Origin of the sequence: Mesorhizobium sp. M1006 (assembly GCF_040318825.1) — a bacterium.
Classification (GTDB): domain Bacteria; phylum Pseudomonadota; class Alphaproteobacteria; order Rhizobiales; family Rhizobiaceae; genus Mesorhizobium.
In genome coordinates, this window is sequence record NZ_JAMYMZ010000039.1 from 23,091 (window position 1) to 44,634 (window position 21,544).

Consider the following 21,544-nt stretch of genomic DNA (forward strand, 5'->3'; position numbering starts at 1 on the left):
AAGGAGATTGGTTGATGGATAAACTCATCGGGACGAAGCAGGAGGGGGACGCCCTCCACGGCCAGGGCATGCTCCAATCGGAAGAAGAGTGGGAAGCGCGAAACCACCACCTCGCCGACAGCTTGAGTCACCTCATCGACGAGCATGTTCACTTCTGCACCGGCAAGGCGCTGGACATTGGATGCCAGAACGGGGAACTGACCGACCGCTACGCCGCCGCGACCGCGCTGAGCTGGCAGGGTATCGAACCGGATCTCGACGGTCCGACGCGATCTGAAGCCGGCCTGGAGATGCTCCCCGGCGTTGCCCACGCCCTGCCTTTCGGCAATGAAAGCTTTGACTGCGTCGCCCTGGCGAACGTGTTCGAGCATCTCAAGCCGGCCCTGCACAACGCGAGCATGACGGAGATCTACCGGGTGTTGGCTCCGGGCGGGATCCTGGTTGGGCAGATCCCGAACCCGTATTTCCCGATTGAATCCCACAGCCGTCTGCCGTTCTTCGGTTTCGTGCCCCGCAAGCTTCAGCCGCTTTACTGGAGGCTGACACCGACGGGATGGGACTTCGAAAAGGCCCATTTCTTCATCGTCACGATGCGGCATGTGAAAAAAGCCACCGCCGCTGCAGGCTTCTCGACTGGGCTGACCCGGGACTTCAACTATCGGGCCGAGGCTATCCCCACGGCCCTGCGCTGGGCCGCTCAGTTTCACAGCCGGCTGGGCATCATGCCCTGGGCATGGCAATTCGTCTTCAGGCGGCCGGAACACTAGTCTAGGTCAGGCCTCAGTAATCAGAGCCAAAAGATGACGGCTTGCCGCAATGCATATGCTTGAGAAGAAGGTGTGCGCAGCGGTCATATGACGTTGACACTTATGACCTTCGCAGCCTCGGTTTTCAAGGCAACCAGGATGGCGACACCGCTCAGATTGTCCTTGTCCGACATCACTTTATCCAGGGATGCGGCTCTGGAATTGCCTCGCCATCCTCAACCAGCCAGCCCTCGACATGAAAAGAGGCGTGTGAATGGACCAGCGGCGCTCTGTGCTAAGGTGTACACAGATCAACACAGGACACCGCTATGGCCGCTAGCACCACTATGACAATTCGCGTCAGTCCCGATGTAAAGGAAAGCTCGACCGGATCGCAACCGACACCCGGCGTAGCAAGTCGTTCCTCGCAGGTGAAGCCGTCGCAGCGTATGTCGATCGCGAGCTTGAAATCATTGAAGGTATCAAGCCCGGCCTTGCTGATGTCGAAGCTGGGCGCATCGTGTCTCATGATAAGGCTATAGCAGAAATTTATGCCGCGATTGATGCCGGCACGGGCCGCAAGGTGTGACGCGAGCCGTTCAGTGGTCTCGCGGTGAGCTGGACGACATCAAGGAACAGATCGGCTATATCGCAGGATAATCCGCGCGCTGCGCGCCTGGTAGCAGACCGGATTCTGGACGCAGGGGCGCGCTTGGGGAAATGGCAACCGGGCGACCCGGCCGTGTATCCGGCACCTATGAAAAACCTGTGAGTCGCCTGCCCTACATCATCGCTTATGCCGTGACCGCCAAGGGCGCCCGACAAAGCATTTCAATTTTGCGGGTGATCCACGCAGCGCGCGATTGGCAGGACGAGGCATGGCCGAACTGAACGAAATCTCGCGACGAAGGGCTTTAATCGCGAGCGGATTTGCTGCCAACAATTTTGACAGCAAGCTGCCGGGTATTGCTCCCGAGTTTAACCGGAGACCTAGTTTAGCGGCAACCAAATCCGATAGATCCCCGTCTAGCGCGTGCGGCGCTGAAACTAGCCTTAGCCTAGAGTGATGAGATTAAGTGGTCTCTCGGTGGTTCGTTTTGGCTTGCCCCTTCCACAGTCATTGGCCGGACTTGTTTCCGGCCACCCGCATGGACGGGCCGCCGCGGTCACCCGCGAAACACAATTGGCAGGTCATGGACGGGACAAGCCCGTCCATAACGTCGCGAAATCAATGATTTGCGTCCGGCAAAACCAAGACGCTCCGTCTAGCCGGCGTGGCTGGGGCTTGTAAGGTTATGTCGTGCGGCGTTACCTGGACGGCAACGGGATCGCGTCCGTTCAGCACCCGCTCCTTCAGCTTGAGCAGCGGAGACTCCATCAGGAACCACGAGATGGTCGGAACGCACAGACTCAGCACGATACCGATCAGCCCTTGAGCCCAAAGGGGAATGGTTCCGAACCGCTCGACGACCGCGCTCGATTGAAAAATGTTCAAGAAAAACACGTGCGTCAGGTAGATGCCATAAGAGATCTTGCCGATGAAGCGCACGAACCTAAAGCCGCTGAACCACGCGAGTAAGCCTGGCAGCTCCGCATCGGCCTGCACCACCAGCCATGCGAAGAAGATCCCGACTGTCAGGTTGAAAGTGAGATGCCGCAGGATGCCATTGCCCGCGACGTACCACGCGACGCACTGGAACGCGAGGCATGCCAAGCCGGCCCAACACCAGCCCGGACCGGCTCGGAGACGACGCCCTCCCCTCGACGCGGTATAGGATAGCGCGCCGATGAGCACACCAAACCCAAGGATCTCAAATTTGCCGAAGATCGAGAGCTCGAAGGCAAACCGGTCGATCGGGGTGGCCAGAACCAGCGTGCGCAACAGCAAGCCGATGCCGATCAGGAATACCGCCACCCGCACGCCATCGCGCCCGGACAGCAGAACCAGCATGGGCAGCAACAGATAGAATTGCTCCTCCACGGCGAGGGACCAGAACACCAGAAGTGGGCCCCCAGTCGCCGCGAGGTAATTGCTCGTGTAGGTGAGATGCCAGAGAATGAAGTCGTGAACCTCGGGCACGCCCAGCACGAACAGGACCAGCAGGGTGAGATAGTAGGCCGGCATCAGCCGAGCCGCGCGACCGATGTAGAACCTGCGGATGACTACGCCCGCAGGGGCTTGCTCCAGTCTGAACAGCAAGTTGCGCGTGATCAGGAAGCCACTCAGGACGAAGAACAGATGGACCCCCAGCGCTCCCGCCCCGATGGGGAAGTGCGTTCTGACCCACGGCCCGCCGAAGTGCTCGATTCCGACGAGCCCGATCGCGATGGCCCGCAGGCCATCCAATTGCGGTCGATAACCCTGCGCCACGATCGATGTCTCCTCAAGTCTGAAGCGGCGACGCGGTCGGTCGTTCGTGCGCAGGGCCGGCGGCAGAATCCAGTTTCATCGCCAAGGCCAAGCTGAGTGCCGCACACAGGCCCTCGATGCTGACGGCGAGCGTCCAGCCCACGACCAGGCCTTGAAGTCCAAGCCTCGCCCCCATGACCACGAAGCACAGCTCCAGCAGCCCGCCAAGCGCGAACCAGCGAGATGCCTTGCGCATCCTGTCACCCAGCCGCGCCAAGGCGCAGGCATGAAATTTGAGCGTTGATCCTAGCAAGCTAAAGCCTAGGAAGCGCAGGCTCGAACTGGCGATCTTCGGATAGGCCGGATTGAAGAGCGCAAGGATCTCCTGCGAATAGGTGAAGACGAAGGCGGCGCAGACCAGCGAGAAGAGCAATGACGTCGTGAGCGAGACAATGATGTTGTGCCTGAATTGTTTCGGGCTTGCTCTGATCACTGGGAACAGGACCGTGGTCATGGTTGCGGGCATCAACGAGGCCACGGAGACCAGCATCCACAACGGCACGAAGACGGCATTGATGGAGGGAGACAGCAGAACCAGCACAAGGTAGGGCATGATGACGCTCGGGGCCTGCACAGTCACATCGAGTGCGTAGTGGTCGAAGACCTTGCGTCGTAGCGCATGAAGCAGCTGGAAATCGGGGGGGGCAACGAGGCGACGCGCACCGCCACGCGTCAAGAGATCGACGCCGATCCAGGACGCCAGCAGGCCGGCCACCCAGGTCATAAGAATCGTGGCATTGGAGGCGTAGCCGGCGGCGGCCGCGCCGCCGATCAGCATCAGCTTGAACGTTGAGAACAGCACTTGCCGGATCATCCTGCTGGTGCTGCGCAGGCTGCCTAGGAACGCCTGATCGCCCACGAAGCTGAGTACGGTCAGGGCGCAGCCGAGGACGAACGCAGCGCCCTCGAACCACCCGTGGATCGGCCTTGTCGAGCTGTTGCGGGACGCCTCGCCCAAGACAAACAGCAAGGCCAAGCCGACCGCCAGCGCTACCCCGACGCACGCTGCTGCGGCCACGAGACCGCGCTCCCTGCCGGGATGCCGGACGAGTTCGCCTATCAGCAGGGTCCCGAGCCCGGCCTCCCCCAGCAGACCGACGAACCCCATCACGGACAGGAGGGCGGCGGCGTTGCCGATCACCTCCGGCGGAAACAGCCGGGCGGCGAGCCACCAAAAGACAAACCCAAGACCGGCCGTTGCCACCGTTCCGATCGCCAGAGCTCCGGAATTCGTGACGAGCGTGGCGCTGCCCTGAAGCGCCCGCCGCACGATGACGATCGCCGTCCCGGCGAGGTCTACCGGCATGATGGCTCTCCTGAATGTTGATGCGCCGGCACCGCGGACCTGCGGGCGCCTGGGCGCACGACATCCCGGTAGACCTGCTCGATCCGCGTAACGACCGCTCCGGCCTTGAGGCGCCCAACCCTGGCGAGGCTTGTCGTCTCAAGGCGGGCCAGCAAGACGCGGTCCTTCAGAAGTGTCTGGATCGCGCGGGCGAGGGCACAAGCGTCACCAGGCGGCACCAGAAGCCCTGTTTCGCCATGATCGACGAGATCCGGCATGCCGCCGACGTCGGTTGCGACGACTGCCTTGCCGGACGCCATCGCTTCCATGATGACGGTCGGGCAGGCCTCGGGCCCGACCGATGGCAGCACGCCGAACAGTGAGCGCCGCCACGCATGCATGATGGCGGAATGCGGCCACGTTTTGAAGGCGCGGACATTCGGCGGAAACTCGGCTGGTGTATCGGCGACCTGACGTCCGATCAGGACCAACTGCGGCGCCCGCTCCAGACCGGCATAGGCGTGCAGGAGAACGTCGATACCCTTAAGGCGCATCATGTCGCCGACGAACAGGATGAACCCATCTCCGGGTAGCTCCCGCAGACAGGGATCCTCCGGGCCAAGGACCCCGACATCGTCGGGCACGAAGTTTGGGATGACCTCGTAGGGAGCGTGGCCTTGGGTGAGTCCCGCATGATGCGCCACCGCGTGGCTCACGGCGATGAAGCGGTCCACCACGCGCCGAGCGGCGAAGCTCGACGCCCAGTTGCCCAACGTGGTCACGGTCGCCTTCACGGCCCCGTAATGCCTTGTCGCGCAGGGCAGGCACTTCGCCGGCGTCGGGCCACTGCAGAGATTGGCACCCAAGTGCATGAGGTTCTTTTTGGCGCAGACCAGGCCGTAGTCGTGGAGCGTTACCACCAGACGTGCCCCGCTCAGAACCTTGAGGGGCAGGAAGGACGCGTAAATCCAGTTATGGGCATGGACGATGTCCGGCTGCTCTTGGGCGACCAGCCGCCTCAGGGCCAGGACCAGTTCAGGATCCGGGAAGGGCGGTGCATGGCGGCGCTCGGGATCGGTGTGGAGGCCTGATAGACGCTGGAGCGTGCCACGCAGGCGGTGCACGCGGACCGCTCCGTCCAGCTCTGTTTCGGGTGCTCCTGGATGCATCAGGGTACCAACGCTCACATGATGGCCCCGCTGCGCCAATGCGGCGCCGAGGTTGCGGACGTGACGCTCCTCTCCCCCGATCACCGGAGGATAAAACTGCGACAGCAGCAGGATGCGCATGGTCGAGCCTCGTTTCAGATGGGCGGCACCAGTGTCGAAACGCTGCGATAGAGTCGGTTGTCTACCGGCCGATAGAGCCGGGCCTCGGCCCTCTGGCGAACTGCCAAGACGGGCACCGGGATTTGCCGCGTCCAAGTGTCGCCTGGCGCGATGGTGAGCGATCGGAAGACGGCGAGCGGTTGCCCGTCGACAATGATTTCCAGGTCGAATCGCTGAGCTTGGGTCTCGGCGCTCCGGATGCCGACGGTGAGCCGGCCCGATTCGCCATCGGCCCATGGCAATATCCAGAACTCGGTGTATTTGAATTCGCGGTAGGCCGCTTCATCCCGGACGGCAAGCGCATAGGCTCCGGTCGCCACAAGGACCGCTAGCGCGATTACAGCTCCCTGCCAGAGCCGGACCTTCGCCGGAGCCGGCCAGGCTGGCAAATCGGGAGCGTCGCGGCGGCGGGCGGCCACCAGCGCCGCGGCGGTCGTCACTGCCCAGAACCAAACCGCCCAGCCGAACGGCGTAAGGAAACCTGCAGCGTTCAGGGCAAAGCCCCCGCCGATGCCGGTAGCGAGGCTTGCTCCGACCGCGTAGACGAAGTGTTCCAACGCGGAGGTTGTCCTGACGCCAATGGCCCGCAGCACCGTGTGGCCAGAGACGAGGAACACCATGGGCGCGCCCAGCGCAGTGCGGAGGACCAAGCTGTCGCTGACCGCAACGGCCGCCACCGTCGCCCCCGCCCACAGGCACGCGGCCAGAAGGTCCCGCTTGCTAGGAATTCCCATGCAAACCCCTCATGTCGTAGATGACGATCCAGCCGTTGTCGTAGATGCGGGTGACACCCTGGATGTCATCGAACTTGAGCAACTCTGCGCCCGAGATCGGCGTTCCCGCCTGCGGTTGCCACGGCTCAAAATAGAAGCCGAGCACCGGGGGGGCTGTGGACAGGCGCAGATCCACCAACAGGAAATCGATGTCACTCCTCGCCAGGGCATAAAGCTCGTCGGGCCCGAGTTCCTCGCCCTCGAATATGCGCGCGCTATAGATGCCTTCGGCGATCTTGATCCTGGCGTCCTGCCGCCCGTAAGAAGCGAGCAGCTGGCGATTGATACGGTCGGCGGTGAAGCGGTTGCCGGCACCGAGCCATTCCTTGGTCCAGCGTGCGGTTTCGATCCCCATGGGTTCGATTGATTCCTGATCGGCCGCCACCCTATAGCGCCCATGGATCGGATTAAGCGAAGAGGTTGTGACGCCGCCTAGAACGATGACCGCCAGAGCAACGGCCGGTGCGATGCGGCGCCACCCGCGCGGCGTGCGGCCCTGCCAGAAGTGGACAATGCCTACCGCTACGACCAGTCCGACAGCGATGAACACGAATGTTCCCATGCGGTTGCCGATTTCCCATCCGGCGTTGGTCAGCCGGAAGGCCACCGAGACCGGGAATCCGAAGGCCAGCAAGGTAAGGAGTACGATCCGGCTGTCGCGCCAGTTCCGTCTGAGGATGTCCTGGATTGGACGCCAACCTCCCCGCTCGCCACTCGGCGCTGCCATGGCCAGCGACCGAAAGAATCCCGCCGCCAGTCCGAGTGACAGCAGCAGGATCGCGAGCAAGGTGGTCAGCCGCATGCCGACGGGCTGGGTCAGCGTTCCAAGGTGCTCCGACCGTGGGGTGGGCGCGCCCAGGATCTTTCCGATCAATGTCTTGAAGCCGGTTTCGACCACCGGGCCGAGATAGCCTGTGAGAGTGTTGCCACGAGCCCATACCCATAGGAGTGGCAGGGCTATTGCCAGGAGCGCGGTGAGGCCCACCACGGTCCTCGCATAAGTCCTCAGGGGGCCGTGCCGGCGCAGAGCCTCGAGTGCCGCCAGCGCTCCGAAATAGATGGCGGCGAAGCCGGCCGAGAGATGATGCGTGACGGCGAGGCTCGCCAACAATAAGGCAATCAGCCCGAGCGCCTTCAGCCTGGGTCGCCGGACGAGATCCTTGGACGCTGCTTCAACCGCGAAAGCCAGCACGCACAGCACGATGCCGAGGCTCTCGTACGAGAACATCGACTCGAAGATGACGAAGGTCGAGCAGCCCATATAGGTAAGACACGCGATGGCCGAGATGCGCGGCGATCCGGTAATGCTTTCGAAGAACAGAAACAGGGCGCCAATGAATGTGCCCTTGAGGATGGCTAACAAAAGCGTCCCCGCCACAAACAATGGCAATCCTGTCAGATTGACGATCGCCATCGCCAGGACTTCCAGGCCGGGATAGGTGGGCCCGATCGGGAGAAGGGGGTTGGACAGGAATAGCCGGCGGGCCGTGATCAGGTCATCGGCTGCGATCCCGTGCAAGAACTCGTCGAAAGCAATGAAGCCCGTCGGGGAATAGACCACCTTGCAGTAGAACAGGGCTTCGGCAAGCACGAAAAGGAGGAAGAGGCGCTCACCCCGCGCTAGCATCGGCTGAGCGACGCGAAGGGTGATCGGGACGACCAGGAGGATGACACCGGACCAGAAGAACAGCGGCGCCACCTCATTGTCCCGGCGCCCGGCCGCGTGCCCGGCCACCACCAGGAGCAGAGCCATGGCGACTGTCAGACACAGAACCGCAATCCATCCGGAGTTCGCCTGTTGCGGCGGGGCATCGGCGCTGCCACCGCTCAGGTCGGGACCAATAACGGCCCAGGCGAATCGTATTGCGGTCTGGAGCGGGTTGATCTTAGTTCGCGCAATGAAATGAGCCGGCATCATCAGCCTCATGCCTCCGTGGCAGGAGGCCACGACATCACGGCGTCGGGCGATAAATTGATCGTGGATCGGCTGCCCAGGACATCACGGTAAACGTCGCTCAGCGCTTGCGCGCAGGCATCCCAGTCCGGTAGCGCTAAATCTGGGATCTCCCGATGGGCCTCCAGTTCCTCGGCCATGGCAGCGGCCAGCTCTTCCGGCCCGGCATTGCGCGCAATCGCCCGGCATAGGCCGTTGGCGGCCAGCTCCCGGAGACCGGACGTGTCGCTGACGAGGACCGGACGGCGCAGCGACAGGGCCTCCATCACGGCAACCGGATGGGCTTCGTACTCACTGAACAGCACAAATAGCGCGGCGCTTGCCAAGAGGTCTGCCATTTTCTGCCGCTCGGATCCGGGAATGCCCGCAATAGTGACCCGCTGCTCGAGGCCGAGCCTCGCGACGAGGCGCCGCAGTTCTCCCTCGTACGGACCTTTGCCGACGATCTGGAGCCGCGCATCCGGCACCCGGCGGATCAGTTCGGGCAAGGCCCCAATTGCGTGGTGATGGCCCTTGTAGCGCTCCAGCCTGCCGCCCGAGACGATCAGGCGTGGATCGACCTTGACGCCGGGGCTCGCGGCCGGCATTGCGGCGCCGTTCGGGATGACGACAAACCGCTCGCGAGGCACGCCCATCCTTGCGCTGAAGAAGTCAGCCTCGAATTCGGAGACGCCAATCAGCCTCGCGGCCCGCGCCACCAAGGGCCGCAGTAGCGCGTGCTGGGTGCCGCGCACGGCGTTGCGCAGCCGGGAAGAATGCCCGCCGCTGTGGAACGTGAGGACGAATGGCAGGTCGCCACGGAGCGCAGCCAGCAGCCCGATCGGCACCACGAAGGTGTTATAACCTTGGAAGTGGATCACATCCCAGACCCCGCGACGGATCGCGGTAAAGATGCCGGGCGCTATATAGAAATCCAACTCCTTCGGCCAGGCCGGCACGCGCTGCACGCGCATGCCACGGACTTCCTCCTCAACCGGCAACTCGCCTGAGGGATCGGTGGTGAGCACGTCGACCGCGTGGCCACGCGCCACCAATCGGGGGCCGACTTCCTGGATATGAGTCTCAATGCCCCCCATGAAGGGGTGGCAGCGAGCGGCAACCATCAGGATTCGCATCGGCCTATCCAACACCATAAGCTTTCGCATTCTGCCTGTGCCGTTCGCCCAGCCTCTCGCGCAGGATGGTCTTGAGAAGGCGCAAGCCGTCCGGGATAGCGCGCAGATGGGTCACACCGCCGATGCGCGGCAGAAGCCAAGGCAGGTTCTCGGCCCCGTTGAGCGTCGGGACGACAAAGCTAACTCGCGGCAGAGTCAGCGACCGCCGCAGCGCAAAGTCGATTGGTCCAGGCGCCGACGCGACGCCGAGGCGCGCGACAATGCCGGAGACCGGGGCATTCACGGCAGCACCGCGCGGTCGAGCGGTCGGGCCCGGGGCTCGGGTTGTAAGCGCTCCAGGCCCAACGACAGGTATCGGGCGAGATGCCGGGCCGGGTGATAGGTCCCGTACACGAACCGACACACCGGACCGAAGCTGTTCGCGGCGGCGGGACCGATGAAATGCAGGCCCGGCACCGAGGTCTCGTAATGGGCCGACAGCTGCGGCGCGCCTTCGACCAATCGGATCTGGCGCAGCAGCGTTGGGTTCAGGAAAGCGAGCCGGCCCACATCGATCTTGTACCCGGTTGCGAAGATGACGTGGTCGGCCCGCATCGAATGCCGCGCGCCACTGGCGTCCATCAAATCGACCAGCACCTTGCCGTCGCGTGTCTCGATGCCCTGAAGGGCGCGCCCGAGCCACACGGATACTTTCCCGACAACGCGGTTCTTCACGAAAGCGCCGCCAAGGGGGCCCAGCGCCCTGATGTTGGCGAGTTGGACTCGCAAATCCTTCGACAGAAGCCGGATCAGTTGCGGATATTTGGCGCAGGCCGCCAAGGTCCAGCCGTGGCCGATGCCGCTCATCGGGGCGGTCGCGCGCTCGAAAAGGGTGCGAGGGCGAGGATGGTCAGCGAAATGCAGTTGCGGTTGGCGCGCAACGAGAGAAACCGATATCCCCCGTTCATGGAGCAGCGCGGCCAGATCAGTCGCGGACGATCCGCATCCGACCACGATGACGTCCTTGCCGTCCAACGGCTCCAGCGCGCCGTACTCGCCACTATGCGAGCACAACTCGGCGGGCAGATGCGCGGCCTCGTGCGGCAGGCGCTTGAACGGATGCAGGCCGATCGCCACGACCACGCGGCGCGCACGGACGATCTCGCCGTCATCGAAAGTAGCGCGGAAGCACCCGGCGCTGGGCTCCAGCGCCATCAGGGTCTTGCGCTCCATTTCGGGCACGTAACGCCTCTGAAAGGCTTCACCGTATTCGACAAACCGGCCGAGCGGAAGCGGCATCAGAGTGTCATGATAAGGTAGGGCGCATTCGGCGCAGAAGCTTTTCAGTGCGAATTCAGATCCCGGATCGGACAGACTCGACGCCCAGGGATAGGATTTGAGCAGCATACCGTGGGGCATGTTGTGCCTCCATGACCCCATGAGCTCCCCGAAAATCCGGTGCTCCACGCCGCGCGCCCGCAAATGCGCGGCCAGCGACAGGCCGTAGGGGCCAGCTCCAATGACCGCCACGTCCACGGATGTGCTTGATCTAACCATAAGCTGACTCCGGGGCACGCCGAATGAACATCAGGTGAGTATATTTAGACATTGAAGCCATGGGTTCCTCGCAACCTGAATTACGCAAGCATTACCGATACGGCCGTGCAATGGAACGGCGATAGATGATTAGAACTACAATAGATGATTAGCTCTTTGTGGGTATCTCTTCGGGTTGGTTCTGGTCCAACGTACGGCAGGGGAACCGCTCGCCTGCTTTGGCAGCGCCGCCGAATCGTTGCTTAAAAGCACAGGACCGTCCGGCTGTGGCATTAACCTAATGCGGGTAGCAGAACCGCCTTCGCACAGTCAGCGCACCGCCTGATCAATGAGGCACCGGGTCGCGTGGTCTGCTCCGAGGGAGCCCCGTCCGTCCGCGACGGCACAGAGGCTGAAGCTCAATTCACGCTGGGTCAAGTCATTGGGCGGAGTGCCAGCCGGTTCGCTCACCAGCCTGCGATCGTCCCCGCTACGTTTGCGCCTCTGATGTGCCACGATCTTCAGCGCACTTGGACGACATCCGCCGGCGGCTGCGTTTGGCTGGGTTCGATTGCAACGCCCGTATCGGGGTGCTGATGCCGAACGGTCCGGAGGCGGTTCACCATCATGGCAGTTACCTGCTGCAGCATCGCGGTTGCTCTTGATCCACGGCTATCCTCGGCGGAGATCGATCAGCGTCTCGACATCCTTCGCCTGAATGCTCCTCTCGCAGCGCAAGGCAGTGCCCTCTCAAATTCGCTAAGCCGCTGAGAAGGCTTGCCATCATTGAAGCCGCTCCGGTCGGGAAACGGTCAACTTGGACTCAATATCGCCGTGCAGGTCTCCGACTCCGCTGCGATCGGCGCTGAGCCTAATCTGGACTCGCCCGTCTTTGTCCTCCAGAGGTCGGGCACGACCGCGCAACCAAAGCTCATTCCATTCAGTCACAGCAATATGCTGGTGGCGGCCGCACGGCTTCAGGCGTGGCTCGGCCTCACGCCCGGGAACCGTTGCCTGAGCGTGTCATCCCGTTTAGCCCCATGCAGAACTGCAAGACGTTCTGCCCCTACCTCGTAGGCAGTTCCCGCGTTGCTGAAGAACTGGGGCGCGCTATATTTCCTTGGGGTTCCAGACCTTTATCCCGGATATTCCCCAAGCCGCGAGGAACTCGCCCATGACCGACGCCTTCCGTCGGGGCAGAGATCTCCGAAATCGCAGCGATCAGGCCCAAACCATTCGAACGCCCGGCACGGTTTGAGTGGGCGGAGCGCCACTCTCAAGTGAACTGAACGGGGCAGCAGAATAGCGCCGTTACCGCGATCGACCATGCCGCAGCGCTTTGCCAAGAGGCTATCGCCTCCGGATCAACCCCGGCCTTGCACTGTGGTGAAGAAGGTGGCGACGGCGGTGTTGAAGACGCCATCATGGGCTGTTTCGGTGAGCCACACCACCACGGCGACTAAGATCAGCTGTGAGGCAACACCCAAAGGGAATGGCTTGCTGATCCGCTTATCAGCGTGGATCCAGCCATGAAAGCGTTGTAGCATCCGTAGTGGCCCGTGCGGGAAGCGGGCGTGCACGACCTGCAACGGGTCGGGAAGCATGGCCCCGGAGGCGCCGAGCAGGATCGCCCACTGGTTTTCTGGCGATCCGAAAAAGAGGACGGCCGCGAGCATGCCGAGAAGCGCATCAGCACCGAGGATCATAACATCCAGCAGCAGCGCTCTATCAAGCTGAGCAGGTGCGTCGATCCTGAGGCTCAACGACGAGGAACGTATCGGATAATCCCAATGGGGGATCGCATCGAGGACGAAATGGCTCCCAAACCCCAAGGCTAGAGCTGCAGCCGGATTCGCGGGCAGGAAGCTGCCGAGCGCCGCCCCGACCATCGCATGCGTGCTGAGAATCATTGTCGGCCCTTTGTGGTGCACTGCACCGACCTGTGCTTGGCGCTCACCTTAGCCTAGCGGTCGAGCGATTTGATACCTTCGACTCCCGGAGGAAGCAAGATCGTTCGACCGTTACAGTCGGCCGGTCCGGTTCCGTGGTTCAGCACTGAAAATTACCGAAATCGCGACGTTGCTGAGCGGTACCCGCCCGAGCCGTCTCATCGCCGCCGCTCTCGGCCGCCATTCCGAGATGATCCGGCCATTCTGTTCCGATTTCAGCGGCATTTTTCGCGGGTCAGCACCACGGGGTTCCCGACCTCACCAATAAAGAGGACAAGGGATGCCGGCCAGGAAAGAATGCGCCAACTGTCGCGAGGCGTCAGCGAAAGCGCGTCAGAGCTCTTATTCTAGTTCTAGGCCTAACCCAGATTTTTGGCGCCGTGGCAGGTTGATCAGGTTCGCGACAATTTCCAGCTTGCCAATGATGAAGCCGCCGATTGAACAGGCGAGGCCTGCCGTGATCGCGACGGCGCGTCCCAACCCTTCTGCATCGGCTCGCAAAATGGCGTCACCGAAACCGCGAACGACGCCGCGTGAAAGCACGCGCAAAACGTAGGTCCGTTCAGCGGACAGGGCCTGCCGTGAGTTCAGGAGAGCGGATATATAGGCTTTCGAAAGGCCCTCGGCATAGCAGCGCAGCCAAAAATACCTCCGGGTCAGCCGCTTTGTTGGGATTCTGTGCCGGACAACCGCGCGGGGCTCGAAGATGAACTCGCCAGATGGGATTGCCTTTCGGGCGCGGATGCAGAGTTCAGTCTCCTCGCCGCTCATAGGCAGACTCTTTTGGGTTCTGCCCAATGCAGCATTGAAGTCCCCCACTTTTTCAAAGACCTCCCGCCGTAGGCACATGCCGCAGCCGAGCAGGCTTCGCACGGGACCAACCTTATCCACATGGCCCTGATACGTGCAGCCCACGACCCAAAGGAATTCGTCCGGGAACCAGCGCGGCCGAGGCCCCAGCCAAAGCGGCTCGATGCGGCCCATTGCACCAAGCACTCCAGGCCGATCGCAATGGCTCCTCATATACTCAAGCCATTGCGGTTCCGCGATGGCATCGTCGTCGAGAAACGCGATCAACGAACCGCGTGACGCCGCAATCCCCGAGTTGCGCGCCCCCGAAAGCCCCCTGCGGTTTCTGTTTTCGATGACGAGGAGGTCAACGAACTGAGCTTCGGCGCGCGCTTTCAGCTCCGCATTGTGATCGACGACGACGACTATCTCATCGGGCGGGGGTTCCAGTCGACGCACAGATGCCACCGACTCCAAGAGATCCTGCCACCGCTCCAGGGTATGCGCGCAAATGATCAGCGAGGTGTTAGCCGAACTGACGTTCATGATTTCGATCTCTTCTTTGGATCCGCATGGGCGGGTAAAGGCTTCTTCGGCTCCCCCGTGCCAGCTGGAATATCAGGAAGATCAGATTGAGCACCTGTGCGCGTATTCGGTCAACCGCGTAAATACTGCGATGAAGTGGTACTCATAATTGATAAGTTGCCTGAAGTTAAATGGCCATCTTCTAGTTGGAATTGGCGTATCTAATCTAGAACTGTATGGCAAATTCCCCGGTTTTTCCGGGGTAGTAATAGCATTTTGACGTTTCCCGGGAGCATCGCGACTTTCGCCTTCGTGAGCCTCCACGCACGCGAGAGGTCAATCACTCATCGCTGCATGTCGCTCTCGCCGGGCGCCGAGTGCAATGGGCCCTAAGGATTACCCCCTCTGGCGGCCTCGCACAGCCCGGCGTCAATCGGGCATAGTGGGGCTTGGCCGATTACGGTCGCTCGAGTATGGAACCCATGCTGCCAGACATCGCTCCCAACCAAGAGTTCGGCTCTTCGCAATGGCGAGTCCCCGCTGTGGTAATAGGTGGGGAGCTGAACGGGCTTGGCGTGTGCCGCAGCCTTGCCTTGGGCGGGATGCCCGTTTGGGTGGTCGACCGCAAGCGATCGAACCCGGCGCTGTGGTCGCGCTACGCCCACCCGGTCCTGGCAGACTCCCTGCATGGCCCTAGCTTCGTGGACTTCCTCCGCGATCTTCGGAAGCGGATCGGCGAGCGGCCCTTCCTGGTCATCACGGATGAGCTGGCACTTCTTACGATCTCTGAATACCGCAAAGAGTTGGAGGGGCTTTACCATTTCCGCCTCCCAACTCACGATATGGTTATTATGCTGCACGACAAAGCCAGGTTCCACGAGAGCGCCGGGGAGCATGGCTGGCCAGTGCCGAACGGCGTGGTCGTGCGGGACCTCGCGGGCGTTCGCGAGATCACGTCGCTCCGCCTGCCAATGATCCTGAAACCCGCCGACAAGCGCCACTTTCACGAGGGGCATGCTCCCCGCCTGATCACCGCGGAGAGCTACGCTGGCGCATTCTCGGCCGCCGAGAGGCTGCTGGCTCAGACCGGCGAGGTCTTGGTGCAGGAGACGGTCGAGGGACCGGACGATAACATCTATTTCTGCCTGTTCTACCGGGGACGCAACGGCGAGACGCTCGGCATGTTCACCGGGCAAAAACTAGCCAGCACGCCGCCGGGCACCGGGAGCACGGCGTTCTGTACAGCCGCAGCAAACGAGGAGTTGGAACGCACCACGAAAAACCTCCTCGATCAGGTTAACTACTTCGGATTTGGCGGCGTCGAGTACAAGCGAGATACGAGGAGCGGACGCTTTCTGATTATAGAGCCGACGGTCGGGCGCACCGACTGGCAGGAGGAGTCGGCGACACTCGTCGGTATCAATATCCCGCTGATAGCTTATCGGCACGAACTCAACCTGCCACCATTGCCGGCCGGCCCGGTTGACGGCCGCGTGGTCTGGCAGGGCTCATGGATCGAGCGGATCCGCTTTGGCGCGAAGCCGATCCCGCCTCACTCTGTCGTGGTGGATGGCTTCTGGCGCCGGGACGATCCGCTGCCGGCCCTGGTGCATTACCCTTGCAATTTGCAGCGCGTTGTGGCGAGCGCTGTGGCTTTTTATCTGCCTCCTTGGCTCGCCGGCTCGCGGCAGACACCTGGCAAGGCGGCTCGCTCGAGGTGGTTCTCGTCAAAGCTGTCGTCTTCTTGAATCCGCCGTGAGAACAATGATGCGCATTTGCTTGAGTCTCGATCCATCGCGGCTGCTGCGCTGGCATCTGTGGTTGGCAGAAGCACTCGCTGAAGTGCCCGGCAACCAGGTCTTCTGCGCTTTCGCGGCGGGTTGCCGTCCGCTGCCGTTGATCTGCCGTCTGCTGCTCGACCTCGAACGACTAGTCTATGGCTTTCGCGGGAACGTTGCCACCGACCCCGTCGAGGCCGCGCTGCGATCCCTGCCGCCGTGTCCGGCCGACCAAGTCGACGTCGTGATCGATTTGAGCGGAGAGGACCCACTCCCGGCGGGACGGCGCGTGCTGACGCCGCTCTTCAACGGCGTACCCGGCGAGATCGGAGTGATGGCGGCCTTGACGAATGATCAGGACCTTCAGGTCGACGTGCACGATACAGCGCGCCCGTCGCAGCCGTGGATGGCGCGTCCGGCCAGTACAGACCGTGAAGTGTTCGCGGCGAGTCTCGACAGCGCGCTATCCTGCGCTGTGATGGTGATCCTCAAAGTCTTGCGCGAAGACGCTGGCTCAGCGTCCAGTGTTCACGGTCCACGGACCGTCGTGCCTTCGCTTGGCGCGCTGCCGGCCCTTACATGGGCGACCGGCGCGGTGGCATCGAAGGCAGTCAGGTTCTTGGATAACCTGGCCAGAGGCGGCAGGGCGTGGGGCATTGGCTGGCGCTTCGATGAATCAGCGAGCCTGCTCGACAAGGGCGAAGCAGTCTTTCGGGTGCTCACCGCAGGTACCGACAGCTACCTTGCCGACCCGTTCCCGTTCCGGCACCGAGGGCAGGATTTCATCTTTGTCGAAAAGTACCTTTACTCGAAGAACCGGGGGTGCATTGCGGTCGTGCCAGTGGGCCGGAACGGGACCGCCGGCGCACCGCAGATCGTCATGGAGGAGCCGCATCATCTCTCGTACCCGTTCGTATTCCAGCATAACGGGCAGATTTGGATGATCCCCGAATCGGGGGCTGCCAGGAATGTCAGCCTCTACAGGGCCGTGGAATTCCCGTATCGGTGGACGCGGGAGGCCTGCCTCATCGACGGCATCGAGGCCTACGACACCACGCTGCTGCGCCACGAAGGCGGCTTCTGGTTTTTCGTCAGCCCCAGACTGTGGAGGTCCACGTCCTGGGATGTCCTCAGCCTCTACCGCTCCGAGAGCCTGACCGAGCTTTGGACGCCCCATGCCGCAAACCCCGTCCTGATCGATGCCACGCTCAGCCGCCCAGCAGGCGCCGTCCTCCGATACGGCGGACGCACGTTACGCCCGGTCCAGGACTGCGCGTTCGGCTATGGCGGTGCAGTGACGTTCTGCCAGATCGATGCGCTCAGCGAGTGCGATTTTGCCCAGACCCCAGTTGGTCGCATTCGGTCCGGACCGTTCGGGTGCCACACTTACAACCGCCAGTCCGGCCTTGAGGTGATCGACCTGTTCGGTCATGTCCGGGGGTTGCAAGAGGTCACGACCTCTTATGGGCTGATTGCCCCCGAAGCGCCAGATAGCCGCCGAAGTGGAGCCGACGGAATGAGGCGAGACATGCGGCGCAAGCCACCAGTACAAAAAGCCCATTGCCGCCGTGAGAATCGTGCTGGCCGACAGCGCGCTCGAATTGACGAGTAGAACCGACTGCACTTCCAAGACATGGCGCGCACGCTCCAGGGCCGCAGCAAAAAAGCCCATGAGATGGCTTTTTGATCGCCGGACCTGTCCGAGCTCGAGCTCTCCCCTCGTTCGCCGAGATCGGGGCCAATTGCGCGGCTGGGCGTCGGCCAGGCGCGGTTCGAAACTTTCGTCGGCCTAGCACCCTTATCGGCCTGCCGCTCCAACCCGCGGGACAACCAGTTAGCGACCGTCGTGACCCCACCCTTGAGTAGCCCGTATTGGCCACTTGCACGGCGCAAGCATTTAGCAAGCCTGGGGCCGAAACAGGGTGCGCCATATCGCAATCATACTCTTCTGCGCGCAGACGAGGCCTCAGGTCGTGCAATGTCACGACAAGCCTGGCACCTTGCGGCGATTTCAGCGGCAGGTAGAAGTGAAGGCTTGCCCGCTGCGGGGTTCCTTGCGGGTGATGTTGCCCTTGAGCTCACGACCGGCATCGGGCTTGCCTGTTGTAATGGGCCACGCACGTCTCTTCAGCATCCGGTCCGCCGAGTCAGTGCCGAACGACCAATTTTCCAAGCGTGTACCATGGCCCCTCCCCCCGTATGGCGAGCGTGATGTCCGGTGTCTCGCTGCCCGGCGGCGCCAAGCCTATTTGCACTGGATAGGTTCCAGCAGCGAGCCCCGCCGTTCCGATTGTGACGGTGTCTGCACGGTCGCCCGGGAGGAATCCCCGCAATGAAACCCGGGAGTCCTTGACCAGAGTTCCGATTCTTACCAGCACGTGGCGATCAAAGTACATCGGAGCATTTCCCTTATTTGCCCAATTTAGTTGCACAGCAAAGTTGCTCCCTGAATCTATTGACGTTGGGAATGCCGCTCGCCTCAGAACAACGCGATAACCGAGCTTTGTTAGCATGTCCCGTACGGCTGGAAGCATCTCGGCGGGGATCGGAGCACTCTTGTTGCTGATCTTCGAGACGTGGTTATCGACCGCCCACTGGAGGCTTCGTTGCCATTGAGAGTTCCGCGAAACCCAGTCCGACATAACTCCGCACGGTTCCATAACAACAGGCCCGGACTTCCAAGCATTTGGTACATCCGCTACGATAAACGGGTATTGAAGTTGCATCTCACGCTGCCCTCCCCAGCAATCGGCCCTCCAGCCGAGGCCTTTGCTAATCGCGTAATGAAATGCCTCTTTATCGTTCCACCAAACTCCGTCATTGACTACCAGTGGGCCCTTGATATGCGTTCTGAACTCGTCGAACAGCCATTTCAAAGTATCTGTCCTTGGATAAGGAGGGGAAGGTTCGGTATTCCAAAAGTGTTGCTCACCCCAATCGCCAATAATTCCGATGTCAATCGAGTCGATCGCTAGGTTGTGGCCATAGCGTTGTCCAAGAGCGGCAATAAGCTTTCCTATATCCTGTCTAACCACGCTTTCATCCAGATTGGGAAACCATACCTGGGACCCCTCGAACGCAAATGCAAAGCCAGGGAAGCCGGCATCTCTCAGCCCCACCGGCCCGGGGTTACCTTCCTCATACGCCATAATGCGAAACGCAAGCCTTTGTCCCGATGCTTGCGCTTGCGAAAGGGCGCTGTCGAGCGTAGCGAAATCGAACGTGCCTGGTCGTGCTTCAATAGCGCTCCAGTTGATCCGGAAATACATAGTCGAGGACGGAAGCTGGGTGTCTCGCGCTGCCGATTGATAGAAGGTCTCATATCCGATGCCCGGGTTCTTAATGACGTCCGTGCGTTCCGTTGGATAGTATGTTGATATCGTCTGAGCCGGAGATGGCCCGGCCGACTTGGTCAGTTTGGTATGCTTGGCGATCGATGAAATAGGACCGGCCACTCCAGCAGCCATGGCGATGGCAACCAACACCGCCAAATACGGAACCCGCCTACGCGTAGGTATTCCCCTGACTCCCCTCCTAGAAGCGATCATATTCGCTCTTGCCTAGGATCCGGTCGTTGCGGGAACTGCCGGAGCGCGCACCTCACGCCTCCTGCGAACTCGCCCCCTGATTTCTGGGACCAACGCGAGGTCACGCTCACCGCCCTGCCCAGTTACATTGAGAGAGCGCACTCTCAACTCTTCTCTCACACCCGGCGCCGTTTGCTGGAGATAGGCAAGTAGTTTGGCCTCGCGGCGCCCACGCGTGACGGTAGCAAGCACGAGCCCACAAGTAACCGACAGAACAGCTAGAAAAGTCAAAGCGATCGTCAGAGTTGCGGCCGGCAGTCCCGGAAATACCCCCTCTTTCTCGTAGGCAGTGAAGATCGACATGGCAAGCAGGATGGCAGGCACCAGCAATAGACCGCCAACGCTAGTAAAGAACAGCAATGGGCGTTCCGACCTCTGCAGCCCCGCGATAGTCCATAGAATTCGCAGGCCGTCGCGCCATGTATTGAGTTTCGAGGCAGAACCCTTAGGCCGTGCGTAGTATGGTGTTGCAATCTCGGCCACCGGCAGACCGAGTTCAAGGGCGTGGACGGTCAGTTCGGTTTCGATCTCAAACCCTCGCGCGAGCAGCGGAATCGACTTGACGAAGCGCCGTGTAAACACCCGATATCCCGACAACATATCGGTAAAGGTGCGGCCAAATACCGACGCAACCAAGCTCGTCAGTAGGAGGTTGCCAAGGCGATGACCAGCCCGATAGGCAGTTGGCTCCACTTCGACCCGCGCCGCCACCACCATGTCCAGACGATCTTGGACGAGGCGCGCGATCATGTCGCGGGCGCTCAGCGCGTCATAGGTCGCATCGCCATCAACCAGGACATAAATATCGGCATCAATGTCCGAAAACATACGCCTCACGACGATGCCCTTGCCCTGGCGCGACTCACGACGGACTTCGGCGCCCGCGGATCTGGCTAATTCAGCAGTGCGGTCAGTCGAGTTGTTGTCGTAGACATAGACACTTGCCCCTGGTAGTGCCGCTTGGAACTGGGCGACGACAGAGGCAACCGTCGCTGCCTCGTTGTAGCAGGGTACGAGGACGGCGATGCGGTATTGGGCGAATAAACTCGCTTCGCCGGATTGCCCTTGATAGGTACTGCTGTCGGGCACGAGAAAGTGGACTCGGGAGGCGCGAGTTCCTAAGGACTGCGGCTGTGCCGCTGAGGCGGCTGGCAACAATCCATCGGCGCTTGACCGGATATTTACGGCTGGTGTCAGGGGATCAAGAGCGCTCATGGCGATACTCCAGATGCGACGGGAGGGACCTTGGATCCAGTCGCCATTTTGCGGCCAAGCGTTCTCGCCAGATGGCGCGCCAAGTAGCGGGTCGGAAGTTTCGCCCCGAAGATGAACCGGGCGACACGGCCACAGACGTTCGCAGACGCCGGCCCGATGAAATACAGACCCCAGTATGGACGCTTCATCATCCGCTGAAAGATCGGAATGTTACTTTCGCAACGGATTCTCGCCAAGATTAGCGAACGGAGAAAACTGAGACGACCGAGGTCGATCCTGCACCCGTTCGCTGAGATGACTTGAATAGACGTTCCCATATCGCATTGCTCGCTGTTAGCGCAGCCTTCCTTCCCTGCATACTGTCATGGCACAGCTCGCTCGGCGAAGCGCTCAATAGGCTTGGCGGTGGCTCTCTGGAGGTACTACTTGACGTTCAAGTGGAGGGAGTCTCGACAGTCCAAACTTGAGCGACCTCCAATGGCGGCGTGCAACGCCAAGCGTTCGGCCCTGGCCAAAAGTGCTGCCCTCGAAATTCCGACACCGCTCTCCATAAACCCGAGCCAATGGATGGCGTC

At 61.6% G+C, this 21,544-nt stretch carries 15 protein-coding genes and 2 pseudogenes; 5 read left to right on the top strand and 12 right to left on the bottom strand.

What is annotated here, in order from left to right; all coding sequences use genetic code 11:
• Window positions 1–14: 14 nt before the first annotated feature.
• The 3 genes and pseudogenes from NKH60_RS26680 to NKH60_RS35215 all read left to right on the top strand — a co-directional run bounded on the left by NKH60_RS26680 (window position 15) and on the right by NKH60_RS35215 (window position 1,637).
• Complete coding sequence (locus tag NKH60_RS26680; protein ID WP_352873936.1) at window positions 15–767, top strand: class I SAM-dependent methyltransferase; 753 nt, start codon at window positions 15–17, stop codon at window positions 765–767.
• Window positions 768–1,075: 308 nt separating this feature from the next.
• Window positions 1,076–1,335: pseudogene (locus tag NKH60_RS26685) on the top strand (CopG family ribbon-helix-helix protein).
• Window positions 1,332–1,637: pseudogene (locus tag NKH60_RS35215) on the top strand (type II toxin-antitoxin system RelE/ParE family toxin). Before NKH60_RS26685 ends, NKH60_RS35215 begins: the two co-directional pseudogenes overlap by 4 nt.
• 337 nt (window positions 1,638–1,974) lie before the next feature.
• Here NKH60_RS35215 and NKH60_RS26690 read toward each other — a convergent pair.
• The 10 genes from NKH60_RS26690 to NKH60_RS26735 all read right to left on the bottom strand — a co-directional run bounded on the left by NKH60_RS26690 (window position 1,975) and on the right by NKH60_RS26735 (window position 14,410).
• Window positions 1,975–3,117, bottom strand: coding sequence for an acyltransferase family protein (locus NKH60_RS26690; protein WP_352873938.1), 1,143 nt, complete (start codon window positions 3,115–3,117; stop codon window positions 1,975–1,977).
• A gap of 13 nt (window positions 3,118–3,130) precedes the next feature.
• The gene (locus NKH60_RS26695) at window positions 3,131–4,462 is read right to left on the bottom strand and encodes an MATE family efflux transporter (RefSeq protein ID WP_352873940.1); all 1,332 of its coding nucleotides are present in this window, start codon (window positions 4,460–4,462) and stop codon (window positions 3,131–3,133) included.
• Window positions 4,453–5,730: a glycosyltransferase family 4 protein gene (locus tag NKH60_RS26700; RefSeq protein ID WP_352873942.1), complete on the bottom strand. Its 1,278-nt coding sequence runs from the start codon at window positions 5,728–5,730 to the stop codon at window positions 4,453–4,455. The genes NKH60_RS26695 and NKH60_RS26700 overlap by 10 nt, the downstream gene beginning before the upstream one ends.
• Window positions 5,731–5,744: 14 nt before the next feature.
• On the bottom strand, window positions 5,745–6,446 hold the full coding sequence (locus NKH60_RS26705) for a hypothetical protein (protein WP_352873944.1): 702 nt from the start codon (window positions 6,444–6,446) through the stop codon (window positions 5,745–5,747).
• A gap of 43 nt (window positions 6,447–6,489) precedes the next feature.
• Entirely contained in the window at window positions 6,490–8,469 is a 1,980-nt protein-coding gene (locus NKH60_RS26710; protein ID WP_352873946.1) for a putative glycosyltransferase family protein, read from the bottom strand.
• Window positions 8,466–9,611 carry a glycosyltransferase family 4 protein gene (locus NKH60_RS26715; RefSeq protein ID WP_352873948.1) on the bottom strand — a complete coding sequence of 382 codons (1,146 nt, stop codon included), beginning with the start codon at window positions 9,609–9,611 and terminating at the stop codon, window positions 8,466–8,468. Before NKH60_RS26715 ends, NKH60_RS26710 begins: the two co-directional genes overlap by 4 nt.
• A 4-nt stretch (window positions 9,612–9,615) precedes the next feature.
• Window positions 9,616–9,894 (bottom strand): hypothetical protein, encoded by a 279-nt coding sequence (locus tag NKH60_RS26720; protein WP_352873950.1) that lies wholly within the window; start codon window positions 9,892–9,894, stop codon window positions 9,616–9,618.
• Window positions 9,891–11,147: an NAD(P)-binding domain-containing protein gene (locus NKH60_RS26725; protein WP_352873952.1), complete on the bottom strand. Its 1,257-nt coding sequence runs from the start codon at window positions 11,145–11,147 to the stop codon at window positions 9,891–9,893. Before NKH60_RS26725 ends, NKH60_RS26720 begins: the two co-directional genes overlap by 4 nt.
• Window positions 11,148–12,490: 1,343 nt before the next feature.
• Window positions 12,491–13,036 carry a hypothetical protein gene (locus NKH60_RS26730; RefSeq protein ID WP_352873954.1) on the bottom strand — a complete coding sequence of 182 codons (546 nt, stop codon included), beginning with the start codon at window positions 13,034–13,036 and terminating at the stop codon, window positions 12,491–12,493.
• Window positions 13,037–13,417: 381 nt separating this feature from the next.
• Window positions 13,418–14,410 (bottom strand): glycosyltransferase family 2 protein, encoded by a 993-nt coding sequence (locus NKH60_RS26735; protein WP_352873956.1) that lies wholly within the window; start codon window positions 14,408–14,410, stop codon window positions 13,418–13,420.
• A 593-nt stretch (window positions 14,411–15,003) separates the two neighbouring features.
• On the opposite strand from NKH60_RS26735, the gene NKH60_RS26740 reads away from it, so the two are divergent.
• Together NKH60_RS26740 and NKH60_RS26745 are read left to right on the top strand one after the other, a co-directional pair.
• Window positions 15,004–16,137, top strand: a complete 1,134-nt coding sequence (locus tag NKH60_RS26740) for a carboxylate--amine ligase (RefSeq protein ID WP_352873958.1) — start codon at window positions 15,004–15,006, stop codon at window positions 16,135–16,137.
• Window positions 16,138–16,153: 16 nt separating this feature from the next.
• Window positions 16,154–17,779, top strand: a complete 1,626-nt coding sequence (locus tag NKH60_RS26745; RefSeq protein WP_352873960.1) for a glucosamine inositolphosphorylceramide transferase family protein — start codon at window positions 16,154–16,156, stop codon at window positions 17,777–17,779.
• 535 nt (window positions 17,780–18,314) lie between these two features.
• Here the strand turns inward: NKH60_RS26745 and NKH60_RS26750 are convergent.
• The gene (locus NKH60_RS26750; RefSeq protein WP_352873971.1) at window positions 18,315–19,652 is read right to left on the bottom strand and encodes a DUF4832 domain-containing protein; all 1,338 of its coding nucleotides are present in this window, start codon (window positions 19,650–19,652) and stop codon (window positions 18,315–18,317) included.
• A gap of 75 nt (window positions 19,653–19,727) precedes the next feature.
• A complete protein-coding gene (locus tag NKH60_RS26755; RefSeq protein ID WP_352873962.1) occupies window positions 19,728–20,969 on the bottom strand; it encodes a glycosyltransferase family 2 protein in 1,242 nt (413 codons plus the stop codon).
• Window positions 20,970–21,544 lie beyond the last annotated feature (575 nt).